Raw genomic sequence first — 14,050 nt, forward strand, 5'->3', positions numbered from 1 at the left:
AATGACTCTGGAAGAAATTGTTAGATTGGCAAAATAAAATCAAACTGAGACACTACCATAAAATCAAACTGAGACACTACCAAATTTCTGCAAAGAAATGTTATATAACATATAAGTAACTTTACATTTACCATATAAAAGTATCGTCATTGCGAGGTACGAAGCAATCTCCAGACTTACAGAGCCGCTCTGCATAGTAGTGAGATTGCTTCGTGCCTCGCAATGACGCGCGGAGAATAAGGATTTATTTATACTGATATTTTGAAAAACAAACTAACCATCACCCACATCGATATTTATCGTTTTAGCATCCCTATGGAACCGTTCACTATTGCTACGGGTACTATGGATCATGCACAAAATGTGTTTATCAGGGTGCATACCGATGCCGGATTTTATGGGGTAGGCGAGTGCTCGGCTTTCCCGATGATTGTGGGCGAAACGCAGGATACCTGCCTGGTAATGGCCCGCGAGTTTGCCAAACTGTGGATAGGGCGGGATGCCCTTAACCTGGAAGGCCGCCTCCAGCAGCTGCACAGCTTTACCGCGGGTAATACCACCATAAAAAGCGCTTTTGACATAGCCCTGCACGATATTGCCGCCAAACACGCCGACTTGCCGCTTTACCGGTTTTTGGGTGGCGAAAAGCGCATGGTTGAATCTGATATTACCATCGGTATTGATAACCCAACCACCATGGCTTTACGGGCCTTGTATTTTAAAGCCTCGGGAGCCAATATCCTGAAGGTAAAAGTTGGCAAAAACGCTGCCGACGACGTGGAACGCATTAAACAGATCCGTGAGGCGGTTGGTCCCGAAATGAAGATCCGCATTGATGCCAACCAGGGCTGGAGCTTTGATGATGCCGTGTTTGCCCTGCAAGCCATGGGGGCATACAACGTGGAGTTTTGCGAACAGCCGATGCGCACCTGGTATGATGATAGATTGCCCCAACTGATGGCCCTATCGCCCGTAAAAATTATGGCCGACGAAAGCGTGTATAACCACCACGATGCCCGTAAGCAGATCAACAGCGGCAGCTGCCACTATATCAACATCAAATTGTCAAAATCGGGCGGTTTGTTTGAGGCTAAAAATATTCATGATGAGGCCGCTGCCAAAGGCATTGCCTGTATGATGGGCGGTATGTTAGAGAGCAGGATAGGCCTAAGCGCCAAGCTGCACTTTGTATACGCCAGTCCCAATATTAAATTTTACGATATGGACACCTGCATGCTGGGCCATTTAAAAGACCCCTGCATTGGTGGTGTTCAATATGATGGTTATAAGCTAACTATTGACGATGCCATTGGCATTGGTGCCGATGCGGACGAAGAATTTTTAAAGGGATGCGAGTGGATGAGGGTGTAGGGGAGACGTTGATAAGAACGCATGCAAGCGAGGGCGCGAGCGAATCCCCTCTTGAGAGGGGCGGAGGGGTGTGTTTATGTGCGCGATGGTTGAACGCTGTATAACACACCCCTGCCACCACACTTTCCGACGCGCCCCCTTTCAAGAGGGGATTAAAAAAAGTGCTGTCTGTCAACCTGTTAATAGTAACGTAACGATATGGAAATTTAGCTCCTACAGAGCATTTAAAAACTACACACATATGCTAATCCGCCAGGCCACCATCCGCGACCTCCCAACCCTGCTACAATTCGAACAAGGTGTAATCAACGCCGAACGCCCTTTCGATCCCACTTTAATTCCCGGCCATATCAATTACTACGACCTGGAAATGTTTATCACTTCGCCCGATGTGGAACTATTGGTTGCCGAACTTGACGGTGAGCTGGTAGGCAGCGGCTACGCCCGTATCAAACAAAGCGAAAAGGTGTATTTCAATTTTGAACGCTTCGCCTATCTCGGCTTTATGTTTGTATCGCCCCAACACCGGGGCAAAGGCATCAATAAGCTGATTATAGATAAGCTAAAAGAGTGGACCAAAGAGCAAGGTCTTCAGGAATTGCGCCTGCAGGTTTATGCCGATAATGAAGGCGCGGTGAGGGCTTATGAAAAAGTTGGGTTTAATAAGCATATGATTGAAATGCGGATGGGGGTGGAGTAAAATTGAGCCTTGGTTCTTGTTCGGTAGTCAGAGACTACCGGCATACATAGTTCGAAGTCGGAGACTTCGAACAACTATATTTTTGAATATTGGAATATTTTTTAGGGCGAGTCCATTTTAGAATCTTCATTTCGGTTACAACACCGTCCGTTTCGGTTACAATACCCGTTTTGTAATGCCACACCTTTGCATCACACAAAAGGAAAGCAACATGAAAACTATTTTGATCACCGGTGCATCTACCGGATTAGGTAAAGCAACCGCCAAATTATTCCAGGCTAAAGGTTGGAAAGTGATCGCAACTATGCGGACACCAGAAAAAGAAACCGAACTTAATCAATTATACAACATCACATTACTTCCGTTGGATATTACTAACAGCCACCAGGTACAGCAAACCGTGAAAGCCGCCTTAGCGCTGGGTGATATTGATGTGGTATTTAACAACGCGGGTTATGGTTTAATAGGTCCGATAGAATCACATACTGACGAACAGATAAGAGCGCAATTTGATACCAATTTTTTCGGTACACTTTCGGTGATCCGGGCTTTTATCCCTTATTTTCGCAAGCGTAACAAAGGTTTGTTTATCAATACCACTTCGCTTTGTGGCCTGGTATCCAATCCGCAGTCGGCAATATATAATGCATCAAAATGGGCTTTGCAAGGTTTAGCCGAAAGTCTGTCCTATGATCTGGCACAGTTCAATATCGGCATTAAAAACGTAGCGCCGGGTGGTATTAAAAGTGATTTTACAAAAGCCATGCAAGTAACAGAAGACGAAGCCTACGCGGGCACCATGGCAAAAATGATGGAAGGCTTTCAGGATGGTACGCTGATGGAATTTACCGAAGCTGAACAAATTGCCGATGTGGTTTACAAGGCAGCCACCGATGAAATAGACCAACTGACTTACCCTGCCGGTGATGACGCGGTGCGCCTTTACACTAAACGGTTGGCCGATGGACCGGAAGCTTACCGGATCAATCTGACAAAATACCTTAACTTGCAAAGTCCGTACCCGCAAGCATGAAAAGTACAAATAAACAACCCGTCGTCTTTAATTCTATCTCGGAACTGCACCGGGCGCTGGGCCTGCCCAAACCGCTGCATCCACTGATAAGCTTGGTGGACTATAGTAATATTACAGCAGATACTACCGAACTTGAAAAAGGAATGCTGTTTAATTTTTATAAGATATCTTATAAAAAGAACTTTAGCGGTAAGGTCAAATACGGCCAAAGCCATTATGATTTTGATGAGGGCGGCTTATCCTTTATTTCGCCCAACCAGTTAATCACGGCCCTGGAGGGTGAAGCAGATTATGGTGGCTACACTTTACTGATACACCCGGATTTTATCAGGGCGTATCCTTTAGGGAAAAGCATTAAAAACTATGGTTTCTTTTCATATGCCGTAACCGAAGCATTATATCTGTCGGACAAGGAAAAACAGGTGATTACAGGTCTGTTCAAAAACATCGAAACGGAGCTGGATTCGGCAATTGACCAGATTAGCCAGGATGTACTGATATCCCAGGTGGAATTGCTGCTTAACTATAGCAAACGTTATTATAACCGGCAATTCATCACACGTAAAACTGCCAGCAGCGAACTGTTGGTTCGTTTTGAAAACTTACTGGCCGAATATTTTGATAAAGGTAAACCATTAACCAATGGCCTACCCGCTGTTGATGACCTGGCCGCCGCGCTTAACGTATCTGCGCATTATTTAAGCGATATGCTCCGTACGCTAACCGGGCAAAATACCCAGCAGCATATTCACGCTAAACTAATTGAGAGGGCCAAAGACTTATTAAGTAGCAGCGTACTTTCTGTCGCGGAAGTGGCTTATCAATTGGGCTTCGAACACCCGCAATCCTTTAACCGGCTATTTAAGACAAAAACCAAGTTATCACCGCTTGATTTTAAGCGATCATTAAATTAAATGTGACCATGCAGGATATCATAAACAATAAAACAGAATTTGAGCATAATGTTCAACAATTTATAGCAGCGGCCAACCTGTTTGATACGCAGGCCGTCCTGAACCTTTTCGCCGCAGATGCAGTGATCGAAGATATTTCCGTTGGGGGAAAATTTGAGGGTACACCAGGTATCAAAAAATACTTCGTGAACTTTTTTATCGACTATCATACTGCCACTCAAGTGCTTTTATTGGAACATACAGCCCCAGATAAGATTTTGCTAAAAGTGGATTTTACCGGTGACTTCGGTCATGAAACCGGTGGCCTCAATATCCGCTTTAATGAAGCAGGGCTAATCTCCAGCATCGATGCCTATTTGGATTAATCTAATTAATTAAAAACCTATGAGCGAAATAAAACTAAGTGAAGTGATTGAAAGATCAAAAAAAATAAGAGCACAGTACCATGAACTTGAACTGAGCCATCATGGGAGTGAGTGGACTGTTGAGGAAGATGCTTTGGCGTTTTTAACTGATGCCGCTTTAGTAGGCCGGTTGACTATGTCACAGCAGGGCCGTTGGCCAAAAGGCAATACCGCACCCGAATTGGAACACAAGTTAGGCGAGTGTATTTGGTGGCTCACTATACTTGCCGACCGTATGGATCTTAATATTGCCGACGCGTTGGATTTGTTCCTGAGCAAAACAGAAAAACTGCTTGAAAAATGAGGTTTTAGTTTGGAAAATTGTCGCGTTTATGAGGTTTAATATTTACGATTCTAAGGGAAGTTCTGACTCCGTATATCGATAGTGTTTTTTTAACGCAAATGAAAAACGCGAAAGGTTTTCAAAACCAGTTTCAAGTCATATGTCAACTGGTTTTGAAAACTTTTTTATACATAGCTGATAGTAGGCCAGTTTTAAATGTTTTTGAATGAGCCATTTTTATAGGATAACCATGGTAAGTTTTGCAAAAAGTCCAATCAATCAACCAACTACAAAAATTAATAAGGATTTTTTTATATTTGATCATGTCCAAACCTTATCTGATAATTGCTGTACTTATTGTTGTGTATGAGCAGCGAAGCGCAACAGCGAAAAATAATTGACGTGCATTTTCATACCCGTTCGGTTGGCGATTATGGTGTGCCGCCGCCGCCAAACCCGGTTACCGGGAAGCCCCCCCCCGCTGTGCGAAGTCGGAGACTTCGCACAACTATGCCACCGACTTCTCACAACATATGGCCACTCATTTACAAAAGCAGCGTTTAACAAATGGATAAGATGAGTATTTTTATTAACCTTCTTAAATACCGGGTGCTGTTATTTTTGGCGATATTGAATTTAACAGCGTATGCTCAAGGCATTGAACATATTACGACTAAAGCTCCAATAATCAGTTTGCCCTTTTCAAATAACAGTGAATGGTTAAGGCAGAGATTGATTAGAATTGAAAATCAACCAAAATTGCTTACCGGAGATAGAATATATCTGCTCAATGCGCTTTCAAAAGCTAAACAAATAATTGTGAACCCAAAAGGAGGTACTGCTTTTGGTGATCTTGACTGGCCAGATACATCTAACACCTTTTTGGGGAAGATCAAGGATTTAATGGTAGTTGGCATTATTAAACAAAAAGCCCTTAAACAGTCATTAATTTATATTAAAGCCCACCAAGTCGACGACTCGTTGTGGTATGGCATGTTGGTAACCTACGATAATAGCGGCAATATTATTAACTGGCTTTTTTCTGATGGCTACGCCAATGAGGGAAATCCTCACGGAAATATAAGTCGCGACTTTAAAATGCTTCCTACTGGAGTTCTTGTCATAAAGGAAGGTGCCTGGGGCGATAACACAGATACTTATGGCTTTACCGGGGTGTTTAAAGTAATTAATAATAAGGTGGTATTGCAAAAAAGGAAATTTGTGCAGGGGCGTGTTTTGCAATGATTGCCGGGTTTTTGGAAATTACAACGAATGTGGCTATAAAAACGGATTTGAATTTCAAAAAAAAGGCTGTTGTAAAATACTCATTGTTATTTTCCTAATGTTTTCAAACAAAGTAAATTAACGGCTGAAAACTTTAGTTCGTTGGCAATTGTTCATATATTTGAAATAGAAGAGGGTCCTCAACCATTTTCTATCGAATTTATTATGATATAAAAGAATGTTATGGCAGAGTTGAAACGTTATGCTGATTTTGCTGGTTTGAAAGTGGCTCCAAAGTCTGATCAAAAATCAAACATTATTGATCCCGTGAAAGTCAAAGAATTAGAACAATTTTTTGAGCTATTAAGAAAAAACTTGATGGTTAAAAAGACTGTATAACAAGTTGCCAGGGCATGGAAAATGAATTGGTTGTCGATCTCATTAAAGTTTGCAAAGTACTTCAGGAATACAGTGTTGAATATTTAATTGTTGGTGGAACTGCAGTCGCATTGCATGGATATTTTCGTGTCACTATGGATGTAAACGGGGTGCCGAATGAAAAACATGATCTCGACATCTGGTATAACCCTACTTACGAAAATTATTTCAACCTTATTAAAGGATTAGAAAAGTTAGGCCTTGATACGGCGATATACAAAGAAGAGAGTTCACCAAACCCCAGAAAGTCTTACTTTAAATTTGAAGCGGACAGCTTTTCCTTCGATTTTCTACCTGAGCTATTAAGTTTAAAAAAATTTGGAGTTGCATTTAGTAAAAGAGAGGTTATAGATATTGATGGCACTCAAATCGGGTTTATAAGCTATGAAGATCTTATAAATGAAAAACAAAAAAGTGGGAGATCAAAAGATATCACCGATATAAAGCAGTTAAAAATAAGGAAAACATAACTAATCCAAAATATAGGCTGTTTAAGTCTTCCGCCTATAGCTATTGTTGAACAACGGAACACTGCGAACAAGAGGGTTAACCCCGCTGTGCGAAGTATGTGACTTCATCATAACAATCCTGTCTGAGACTTCATTCAACGTGGGCATCAAATACGCTTTATACGAGCGTTAAATTCGGTATTTGTTATTTATAGTTAAATAAATTTCAAATTAAATAATTCAAACAATTGCGGCTTCTGTTCCTTTTTTGGCTAATAACCCCCATCAATGAAACAGAAAAAAAATCTATTTGAGCGTTTTTCAAATTGGGCTACGGCTGCTACAGGAAGCTCTGCCGCTTTTATGATCGCTATCGGTGCTATTGTGATCTGGTTGGCTACCGGGCCGGTTGCTAAATATTCTGATACCTGGCAATTGATTATCAATACGGGCACTACTATTGTTACCTTTTTAATGGTATTCCTGATCCAAAAATCACAAAATAAAGATTCCAAAGCCATTCACCTCAAACTGAATGAACTGCTTGCCGCGCATGAGGGTGCCAGTAACCGGATGGTGGATATTGAGGATCTGACAGAAAAAGAACTGGATCACCTGCACCAGTTTTATCAGCAGCTATCTGATTTGGCAGAAGATGAGGATGATATTACCTGTACCCATTCTATTGATGCCGCCGACGAAAATCATAAGTTGAAAGCTGTGCGTTACAAGAAATCTGCTGCAAAGGGTAAATAATTTATTGGTTGTTTGAAAGAGAAGAATCGGACCCGGCCTGCTTATCGTTTACCGATTGGCGAATTTGGTTAGTATCGGTTTGTTCTTTCATTTGTTCCAGTTCTTTGTCTTCGGCGCTGTTGAGCCCTAATTTTTGATGGATATCGTGCAGCATGTGGAGTATTTTGGTGATCTCGCTTTCGGCCCTTACGTTAATCTCAAACTCTACCTGTTGCCTGATCTTCTCTATCTGGCCCTGCCGGTTTTGGTTGATGAGCACCGAGATGGATAAAATGATGGCAAAAATGGAAACGGCCATTTCAAGGGTAGGAAAAGGAAAAGGATCAAAAGGTTTTAAACCCGGGATGAGTTGGGTATTCCAGCAAATCCATATTATAAAAAGGAACACGCAAACCATCAGGAAAATCATGCTGCCAAAAGCGTTGGCTATAAATACGGCTACCTTATCTATTTTGCTTGTGGTAAAATTGAGGGATGATTGCAGCTGCGGAGCGGTTGCCTGGTTGTTTGTTGCTTGGTTTGCCATGTTTACGTGTTTAATATTTATCAATTATAACCAATTATGAAACACTTATTTACTCTCATTTGCTTGCTGATAGTTATAAATACTTTTGCCCAGCAGCCGCCAAAAGGCCCCATCGTAGCTAAAGCATTGGTGGCACGGCGCGATACCACTACAGAATCCGACACTTCAAAAGAAAACAAGGAGCCCCGCTACTTTTACCTATCAGTAAATACCAATGTGTTTGTAAATACAAAGGGCGGTTTTGCTAAACGCTTTGCGCCGGCTATTGAATTTGGCCGTACCTATGGTATTTTTGATATCGGCCTTGCTACCGGCTACACTAACACGCTAAGCGGCGATACATCGCATTACCTTGAATTTAGGCCTACCATCAACGTGTTTTCCAAAGGTCGTTTTGCAGAAGCTTTATGCCTGGGTGCAGGTTACGTTATTGGCGCTAAACAGGGATTGATGACCGAGATTTGCAATAGTATCAACTTCAATATTTCTGAAACGGTTGCAGTAGCTGTTACGCAAGGTTACGTGTTTTATGATGGCACCAACAATAACCGAAGCACGCAATATATGGGTTTTGCCGTTACATATAATTTTTTGAAGTCTCACAGCGTGAATAAACAGCGAAAGAAAAAGGCTATAGTGAGTGATAATTAACCGCGCTGCTTTGAAAAAACTTAACTGTACAAAAGTTGGAGCCTTTTTATTACTAATGAATGAAACATCGGCAGCATCGCCGATAAATAACAAAACCGCGTAGCCTTCAACGCTACGCAGTTTAAACAGGGGCAAATTAATTTAATTATGAAGTATCTGGTTCATAACCACGTTGCCGTTCGCATCGTCGGTTAAATACAATGAATAAATTTTGCCTGCCTGCAGGTTGGTAAAACTAAATGTACCAATGTTGTTTTTGGATGTAAGGCCGGTAACCTGCACCGTAAGATTGCCCGGAGTTACGTACTTATAGCCTGTTGCCAAATTTCTGACCAGTGAGCCCGAAAATTCGTCGCCATTGGCATTTTTAATGGTAATAATATCCGGGGCCCTATCGCTCAGGTGAATGAATTTTATCTTCACCTGCCCGTTATTGGGAGCGCCAAGATCATCCTGGAAGTTTTTCACCCGCGCGTTTAAACCCGACCCTGCCAGGTAAACCGTAAAGTTTACGCCGTTGGTAGTGTAAAGAGAACCAGACGCGTAAACAGAATTGGTACCGGCATTTTTGAACTCCGTAACCATGTTTTTCCCCGAAGGAGCGTTGATATACGCCGAGGCATCCATATAATTTAGTCCCCCGCTTACCAGTACATTATTGGCCAGTGTAAAGCTTTGCGCGCCTGCGGTTGCCGAAGCATTTACCACTTTAATATTAAACTGTCCGGATGGATCAATAGTATTTTTCTTACATGAAGAAATGGATAACGCGGCTATAAACAGGGCCAGGCCTGTCAATAGCTTTTTATAATTAGCTGTTGTTTTCATATGTTATTTTGTTTGTAAATGTTTTATTGATTAAGCCTGTTAACTTTAAAGTGGGGTGTACTACATGTACTTTACTTTAATTTGGACTTTTGCTTGCGTTTTAGTATCCACCTTAAAATCATCAAATGCAGGTTTTTTCATCTTAGTCATAAAAAAGTTAGAAAAACCAAACCCTTCTTTGGGTATTCCAATAAAGTTTTTATCAATCTTTCCGTTCCCATTTTCATCGTCGAGCAGGGTAATGCCGTAGGTGCCTGGGTCAAGGCTAACTTCCAGGGTCATGCTACCGTTGGCAAGCGCTTGTTTATTAAATGAAAATTTTTTGTAGGGTTCCTCTTTTTCATAACCGGCCTCATCTTTAAAAACATTGATAATGATGCTTCCCTTTGCCGACTTGATCCCCGTTATTTTTAACTCTAATTCCTGTGCCCTTGCGTATGAGCTCAGGAAGATGAGTAGCGAGCCTACAAGCAGTAATACTCTTTTCTTTTTCATAGTTGAAATTTTAATTTTTGAGATTAATTCTAAGCGAAACTATAGGGTGGTTGCACTGCCTTTTTATTAAAAGTGACCCAAGCGGGCATATTTGCGGCTCACCGGCAGATATCAAGGATTTAAAGGGCGGCCATATTTTGGCCCTCATATTTAAATGTGGTATGCGTAGTTTGATGCCGGATGCTCAGAGCAACCTACCTCTTTAATATCGGCTTCCCCGTTGTACCAGGCCTCCAACTTAGTACCAGTAGACCTGTAACCTCCCGTCTACAGAACTGCCTGGTACGCTTAATCCTCCATTTTCCTCTTCCGGCCTTAGTTTGCCCGCTTTAGCAGGTTTTATCTTTTGGCTATGCCTGCGGCCCCTCATCTTTGGCATAAATAATTCAAACAGCCGGTGGCTGCAAACAAAAAACACACAACAAAAATGAAATTTATGAAAAAGTTAATTTTAGCCGTTCTGATACTTGTATCTGCCAAAACCTTTGCACAAACCGGTACGGACAACCAAAGCTTCGGACAAAAAATAATGAGCAAACTGGAGTTTGGCATCAAAGCGGGCGTTAACGTGAGCAACTTTGAAAACTTTAATTTGCCTACAGATCCTTTGATTGGTTTTCACGCCGGCGCGAGTGTTGCCTATAAATTCACCAACAATTTTATGGTGCAGGAAGATTTTCTTTACTCGTTACAGGGGGCAAAGCTTAAAGGAGGCGTATTGGGTACGCAGGATGTGAAGCTTTCATATGTACAGGTACCTATCGTTTTAAAATACCGTACCAATTCGGGCTTTTATGTAGAAGCCGGCGCGCAAACAGGTATTTTACTGAAGGAGGAGATAGCCGGGTTCAATACTACCGATCAAAAAGTATTTAAAAAGATAGATGCCGCGGCGGTAGGTGGCATAGGTTTTCAATCCAAAATGGGATTGGGCATAGGTGCAAGGTATGCTTACGGTTTTACCAAAGCAGGGAATTTTCCAACCTCAGCGGCAATCAACAACGATTTTAAAAACAGCACCATCCAGGGTAGCATTTTCTACACCTTTTAATGCTGGTTAATTAAACAATTTTTGAATAGATAGTCCCGGTCATAAAGACCGGGCTTTGTTATAGATAATAAGTTTTGTAATGATTGAGATTTTTAAAACAACGGTACAAAGCGCTGCTGATGCGGATGTTTTGCTTGCGCTATTACGCGGCGAAAACTCTTCGCTCGAAGTTAACTTCGATCTTGAGGATTGCGATAACATACTGAGGGTTAAGGGTACTCAATTTTGCATACCGACCATTATGCAGCTATTGGTGAGCCGCGGCTTTGAGTGCAGCTTGTTAAATTGACAGCGGTAATTGGTTTTAATAGAAGTGAGCAAACTTATTTCTTATACTCCTGTCGCCAGGAACTATAAACTTTGCCATCGGCTGCGGTAAGCTGAACCCTGAAAGATAGTAGCCGAAGGTTTTTGTTGCCAAATTCCATATCCCATTGCAGGGTTTGCCGGGGTTTTAAGGTTTTGCCCATGTATTCCCATTTAAACTGATCATACAGGTCATCGCCGTTAAGGCCCTGTATAACGTCTAAATTTTTTATAACGATGGCTTTATTGCCGGTATTGGTTATGGTGATGTGAAACGCTTCTATAGTTGCCTCATTGGGTTTGTGCAGTACTTTGCGTGTAAATTCAAAACTCACGTTTGTGCGCTGGGTCCAATAATAAGCGGCAGCCAGGGCAATAAGTATAATGCCAATAATCATCAGCGTTTTGCCAACCTTTAATTTGCGTTGAGTTTGTGTTGGAGGAGAAGGTGGAACACGTTGTTCCGCCCGGTTTACTACCGCCCGGGGCGCAGGTTTTTGTTTGGCTGGATAGGGCATTGTACTATATATAGCTATTAATACAAAGCAACCAGGGCCGGCACGGGTTATGGCACATTGTACAGGTACAATGATACGTTAAATCAATCATTAATATAAATGGGCAGGCGCACTTTAAATTTTTTTGTGTGATGCGCTTCCGCAGCAAAAACAAAAAAGGTGTGCCGGTTTTGCCGGCACACCTTCTGTACTTATCTGGTAGTTATGCTATAAAAGAGGTTTTCTCTTTGGCTTATAAATAACTTTAGTGCTGTTGTTTTGCTGTTGTTTTTCAGCTTTTGGGGGATGGGTTTCCTTGATTACCTCGCCTTTGATCTTTTCCTTGGTTTCCATAGTGTGGTGTGTTTATTATTATTGATAAAGTTTCTTAACGGTTAATTTGTTTTAATTGAAGCCTTAAAAAGTGTCATTTAAATATCAAGAAAAATAAGTGTGGATTTGTGTTCATTTTGTTCATTGAAAATGATGCAAAACGGGCGTATGAGCCGTTTTTGGAACTTTTTGAATAAGAATATTGTAATAAAAAGGAATAATATTACAAAAAATGCATAAAAGACTTTTTGGGGCCTTTTAACCTGTTTATTATCTTTTTTGCTTACCGGTAAAGCATATTATTAAAAATAACGATAATGCTTAAAACCTTACCATAAGCCAAATAGCTTACGAGTTGGGATTTGAGCATTTACAATCCTTTAGCAAACTATTTAAAACTAAAACCAATCAATCGCCGGTAAAATACAGGGCTTCATTTAATTAACGCTTGCGCTGTTCATGTTGACAATACCTGCATAATATCTTTATTAAAGTACTTTGTTTTGCAAAGTAAATGTATTTATCTTTGTGTGGCACAAAAGGGGTTTTATACTTAAAGCAAAGCGCGATGAAAATATCAAGAATAAAATTTGTTGTACTTTTCCTCATTTCGGGGTTTGCGTTTCTTTTTCTTTACAATACAATAATCAGGTTGGACGTTAGGGGGATGCCCGGAAGCGGAGCGGCTTTTTTTGGTACCGATGGGTTAATAGGGTGGAGGAGAATTGTAGCTATTGTGCTTTACCCTATCAAAGTTGTATTGTTGGGGCCCATGCTTCCGCTTATTAATCTGCCAGATCCTCCGCCTCCGTTTGTAGGTTTGGGCGTCGCTTTTTACTGGACTCTCCTCGCCTTGTTAATTTACTACCTCATTGGTAAATTTAGGCGGGCGTAAAGGTTATGTGGATGTTAAAGGCGCTGGTGTTTGAAGTCTTGGCGATCTTAATTCTTTGACTTTGATACAACAAATTATTTATTCAGTTTCAAGCTTTAGTATCGCGTTCCGATCACCATCGTAATAATAGGTAATCCTCACGTAAAGGTTTGGACGTATAACTCCACCGTAGAAAAATGTCTGATGATAACCTGATCGTCCTTCTTCAAAATGAGAGTAATGAAATAGCGTATCTTGTACTGTAAATTCTTCGTTGCCATGCCCATCCCTTTTCTCCGGGAAATAATTTCTAACCGGTCCTTCTACAACCTTAAGTTCTTTATTGCTGCTGTTTAACAAATCTTTATCGTGTTGGTAAACATCAATCTTAAGTTTCTCAGTGCTTAAATAAAAAAGGGCGAATACTACCACGGGAGGTATTACGGCCAGGAAAGGGTTAACCTTACCTCCGCCTCTGAGTGTCACTTTTAGGTTTCTTCCTATTGTGAAATAAAGTGCGATACAAACGCAGACAAATAACATTAAAAGTATATAACCCGTTATCAACCAAGGCTTACTTGGCGCATTATCTAAAGTGCTGTACACTGTATGAAAACGATGCATAGTAATAAGGTCTATTATTTCAAAGATACAAAGTTTGGTGCCGTCCTTGGTGTATTATAGCTTTAAATAAGGTGTCACTTCTCCCGATTCTCTGACTTTGGACCGCTATGGCATTATTTGCAGGTACAAGTATTGCCGTCAAAAAGAATGAAATGTTTAGTTAGTAAGGCCCCCCCCAAAAAATGATACTAAGGGGCAATCCTGTAGTCGGAGACTACAGGCTGTCTTGTCCTGAAATAGGTTTACACTAAGTAAACAAAAATGAAAGGACAAAAGACAAGGAAGGAGCGTTT

Annotated in this window: 20 protein-coding genes and 1 pseudogene; 14 read left to right on the plus strand and 7 right to left on the minus strand. The window is 41.2% G+C overall.

Translation table 11 applies throughout. The features are described from left to right. The first annotated feature begins 315 nt into the window (after positions 1-315). The 10 genes from QWZ17_RS23675 to QWZ17_RS23720 all read left to right on the plus strand — a co-directional run bounded on the left by QWZ17_RS23675 (position 316) and on the right by QWZ17_RS23720 (position 7,572). A complete protein-coding gene (locus QWZ17_RS23675) occupies positions 316-1,371 on the plus strand; it encodes a mandelate racemase/muconate lactonizing enzyme family protein (RefSeq protein ID WP_290307819.1) in 1,056 nt (351 codons plus the stop codon). 241 nt (positions 1,372-1,612) lie between these two features. After that, a complete protein-coding gene (locus QWZ17_RS23680) occupies positions 1,613-2,071 on the plus strand; it encodes a GNAT family N-acetyltransferase (protein WP_290307800.1) in 459 nt (152 codons plus the stop codon). Positions 2,072-2,282: 211 nt separating this feature from the next. Then, positions 2,283-3,104: an SDR family oxidoreductase gene (locus QWZ17_RS23685; RefSeq protein WP_290307801.1), complete on the plus strand. Its 822-nt coding sequence runs from the start codon at positions 2,283-2,285 to the stop codon at positions 3,102-3,104. Further along, entirely contained in the window at positions 3,101-4,018 is a 918-nt protein-coding gene (locus QWZ17_RS23690) for a helix-turn-helix domain-containing protein (RefSeq protein ID WP_290307802.1), read from the plus strand. The genes QWZ17_RS23685 and QWZ17_RS23690 overlap by 4 nt, the downstream gene beginning before the upstream one ends. Before the next feature lie 8 nt (positions 4,019-4,026). Then, positions 4,027-4,383, plus strand: coding sequence for a nuclear transport factor 2 family protein (locus QWZ17_RS23695; RefSeq protein ID WP_290307803.1), 357 nt, complete (start codon positions 4,027-4,029; stop codon positions 4,381-4,383). Positions 4,384-4,402: 19 nt separating this feature from the next. Next, entirely contained in the window at positions 4,403-4,726 is a 324-nt protein-coding gene (locus QWZ17_RS23700) for a nucleoside triphosphate pyrophosphohydrolase family protein (protein ID WP_290307804.1), read from the plus strand. Between the two features lie 546 nt (positions 4,727-5,272). Next, positions 5,273-5,950, plus strand: coding sequence for a hypothetical protein (locus QWZ17_RS23705; protein WP_290307805.1), 678 nt, complete (start codon positions 5,273-5,275; stop codon positions 5,948-5,950). A gap of 222 nt (positions 5,951-6,172) precedes the next feature. Beyond that, positions 6,173-6,328 carry a hypothetical protein gene (locus QWZ17_RS23710; RefSeq protein WP_290307806.1) on the plus strand — a complete coding sequence of 52 codons (156 nt, stop codon included), beginning with the start codon at positions 6,173-6,175 and terminating at the stop codon, positions 6,326-6,328. A 14-nt stretch (positions 6,329-6,342) separates the two neighbouring features. Further along, positions 6,343-6,837: a DUF6036 family nucleotidyltransferase gene (locus QWZ17_RS23715; RefSeq protein WP_290307807.1), complete on the plus strand. Its 495-nt coding sequence runs from the start codon at positions 6,343-6,345 to the stop codon at positions 6,835-6,837. 267 nt (positions 6,838-7,104) lie between these two features. Then, the gene (locus QWZ17_RS23720) at positions 7,105-7,572 is read left to right on the plus strand and encodes a low affinity iron permease family protein (RefSeq protein WP_290307808.1); all 468 of its coding nucleotides are present in this window, start codon (positions 7,105-7,107) and stop codon (positions 7,570-7,572) included. Between the two features lies 1 nt (position 7,573). Here QWZ17_RS23720 and QWZ17_RS23725 read toward each other — a convergent pair whose 3' ends face one another. After that, positions 7,574-8,098 (minus strand): DUF1003 domain-containing protein, encoded by a 525-nt coding sequence (locus tag QWZ17_RS23725; protein WP_290307809.1) that lies wholly within the window; start codon positions 8,096-8,098, stop codon positions 7,574-7,576. Between the two features lie 36 nt (positions 8,099-8,134). Here QWZ17_RS23725 and QWZ17_RS23730 point away from each other — a divergent pair, with 36 nt between their 5' ends. Then, on the plus strand, positions 8,135-8,749 hold the full coding sequence (locus QWZ17_RS23730; protein WP_290307810.1) for a hypothetical protein: 615 nt from the start codon (positions 8,135-8,137) through the stop codon (positions 8,747-8,749). Between the two features lie 141 nt (positions 8,750-8,890). On the opposite strand, the gene QWZ17_RS23735 is transcribed toward QWZ17_RS23730, so the two are convergent. From QWZ17_RS23735 to QWZ17_RS23745, 3 genes are all read right to left on the minus strand, one after another. Continuing rightward, on the minus strand, positions 8,891-9,577 hold the full coding sequence (locus QWZ17_RS23735; protein ID WP_290307811.1) for a DUF4397 domain-containing protein: 687 nt from the start codon (positions 9,575-9,577) through the stop codon (positions 8,891-8,893). Positions 9,578-9,637: 60 nt separating this feature from the next. Beyond that, positions 9,638-10,072, minus strand: a complete 435-nt coding sequence (locus QWZ17_RS23740; protein ID WP_290307812.1) for a DUF2141 domain-containing protein — start codon at positions 10,070-10,072, stop codon at positions 9,638-9,640. Positions 10,073-10,310: 238 nt separating this feature from the next. Beyond that, complete coding sequence (locus QWZ17_RS23745) at positions 10,311-10,451, minus strand: hypothetical protein (protein WP_290307813.1); 141 nt, start codon at positions 10,449-10,451, stop codon at positions 10,311-10,313. Between the two features lie 57 nt (positions 10,452-10,508). Here QWZ17_RS23745 and QWZ17_RS23750 point away from each other — a divergent pair, with 57 nt between their 5' ends. Next, a complete protein-coding gene (locus tag QWZ17_RS23750) occupies positions 10,509-11,123 on the plus strand; it encodes a porin family protein (RefSeq protein WP_290307814.1) in 615 nt (204 codons plus the stop codon). Positions 11,124-11,202: 79 nt separating this feature from the next. After that, positions 11,203-11,412, plus strand: a complete 210-nt coding sequence (locus tag QWZ17_RS23755; RefSeq protein WP_290307815.1) for a hypothetical protein — start codon at positions 11,203-11,205, stop codon at positions 11,410-11,412. A 34-nt stretch (positions 11,413-11,446) separates the two neighbouring features. On the opposite strand, the gene QWZ17_RS23760 is transcribed toward QWZ17_RS23755, so the two are convergent. Continuing rightward, complete coding sequence (locus tag QWZ17_RS23760; RefSeq protein WP_290307816.1) at positions 11,447-11,947, minus strand: hypothetical protein; 501 nt, start codon at positions 11,945-11,947, stop codon at positions 11,447-11,449. A 207-nt stretch (positions 11,948-12,154) separates the two neighbouring features. Further along, on the minus strand, positions 12,155-12,280 hold the full coding sequence (locus QWZ17_RS23765) for a hypothetical protein (protein ID WP_290307817.1): 126 nt from the start codon (positions 12,278-12,280) through the stop codon (positions 12,155-12,157). A 304-nt stretch (positions 12,281-12,584) separates the two neighbouring features. Here QWZ17_RS23765 and QWZ17_RS23770 point away from each other — a divergent pair. Continuing rightward, a pseudogene (locus QWZ17_RS23770) lies at positions 12,585-12,704 on the plus strand (helix-turn-helix domain-containing protein); the annotation flags it as partial. 528 nt (positions 12,705-13,232) lie between these two features. Here the strand turns inward: QWZ17_RS23770 and QWZ17_RS23775 are convergent. Then, on the minus strand, positions 13,233-13,757 hold the full coding sequence (locus QWZ17_RS23775; protein ID WP_290307818.1) for a hypothetical protein: 525 nt from the start codon (positions 13,755-13,757) through the stop codon (positions 13,233-13,235). Between the last annotated feature and the right edge of the window lie 293 nt (positions 13,758-14,050).

Origin of the sequence: Mucilaginibacter flavus, from assembly GCF_030409315.1 — a bacterium.
GTDB classification, from domain to species: domain Bacteria; phylum Bacteroidota; class Bacteroidia; order Sphingobacteriales; family Sphingobacteriaceae; genus Mucilaginibacter; species Mucilaginibacter flavus.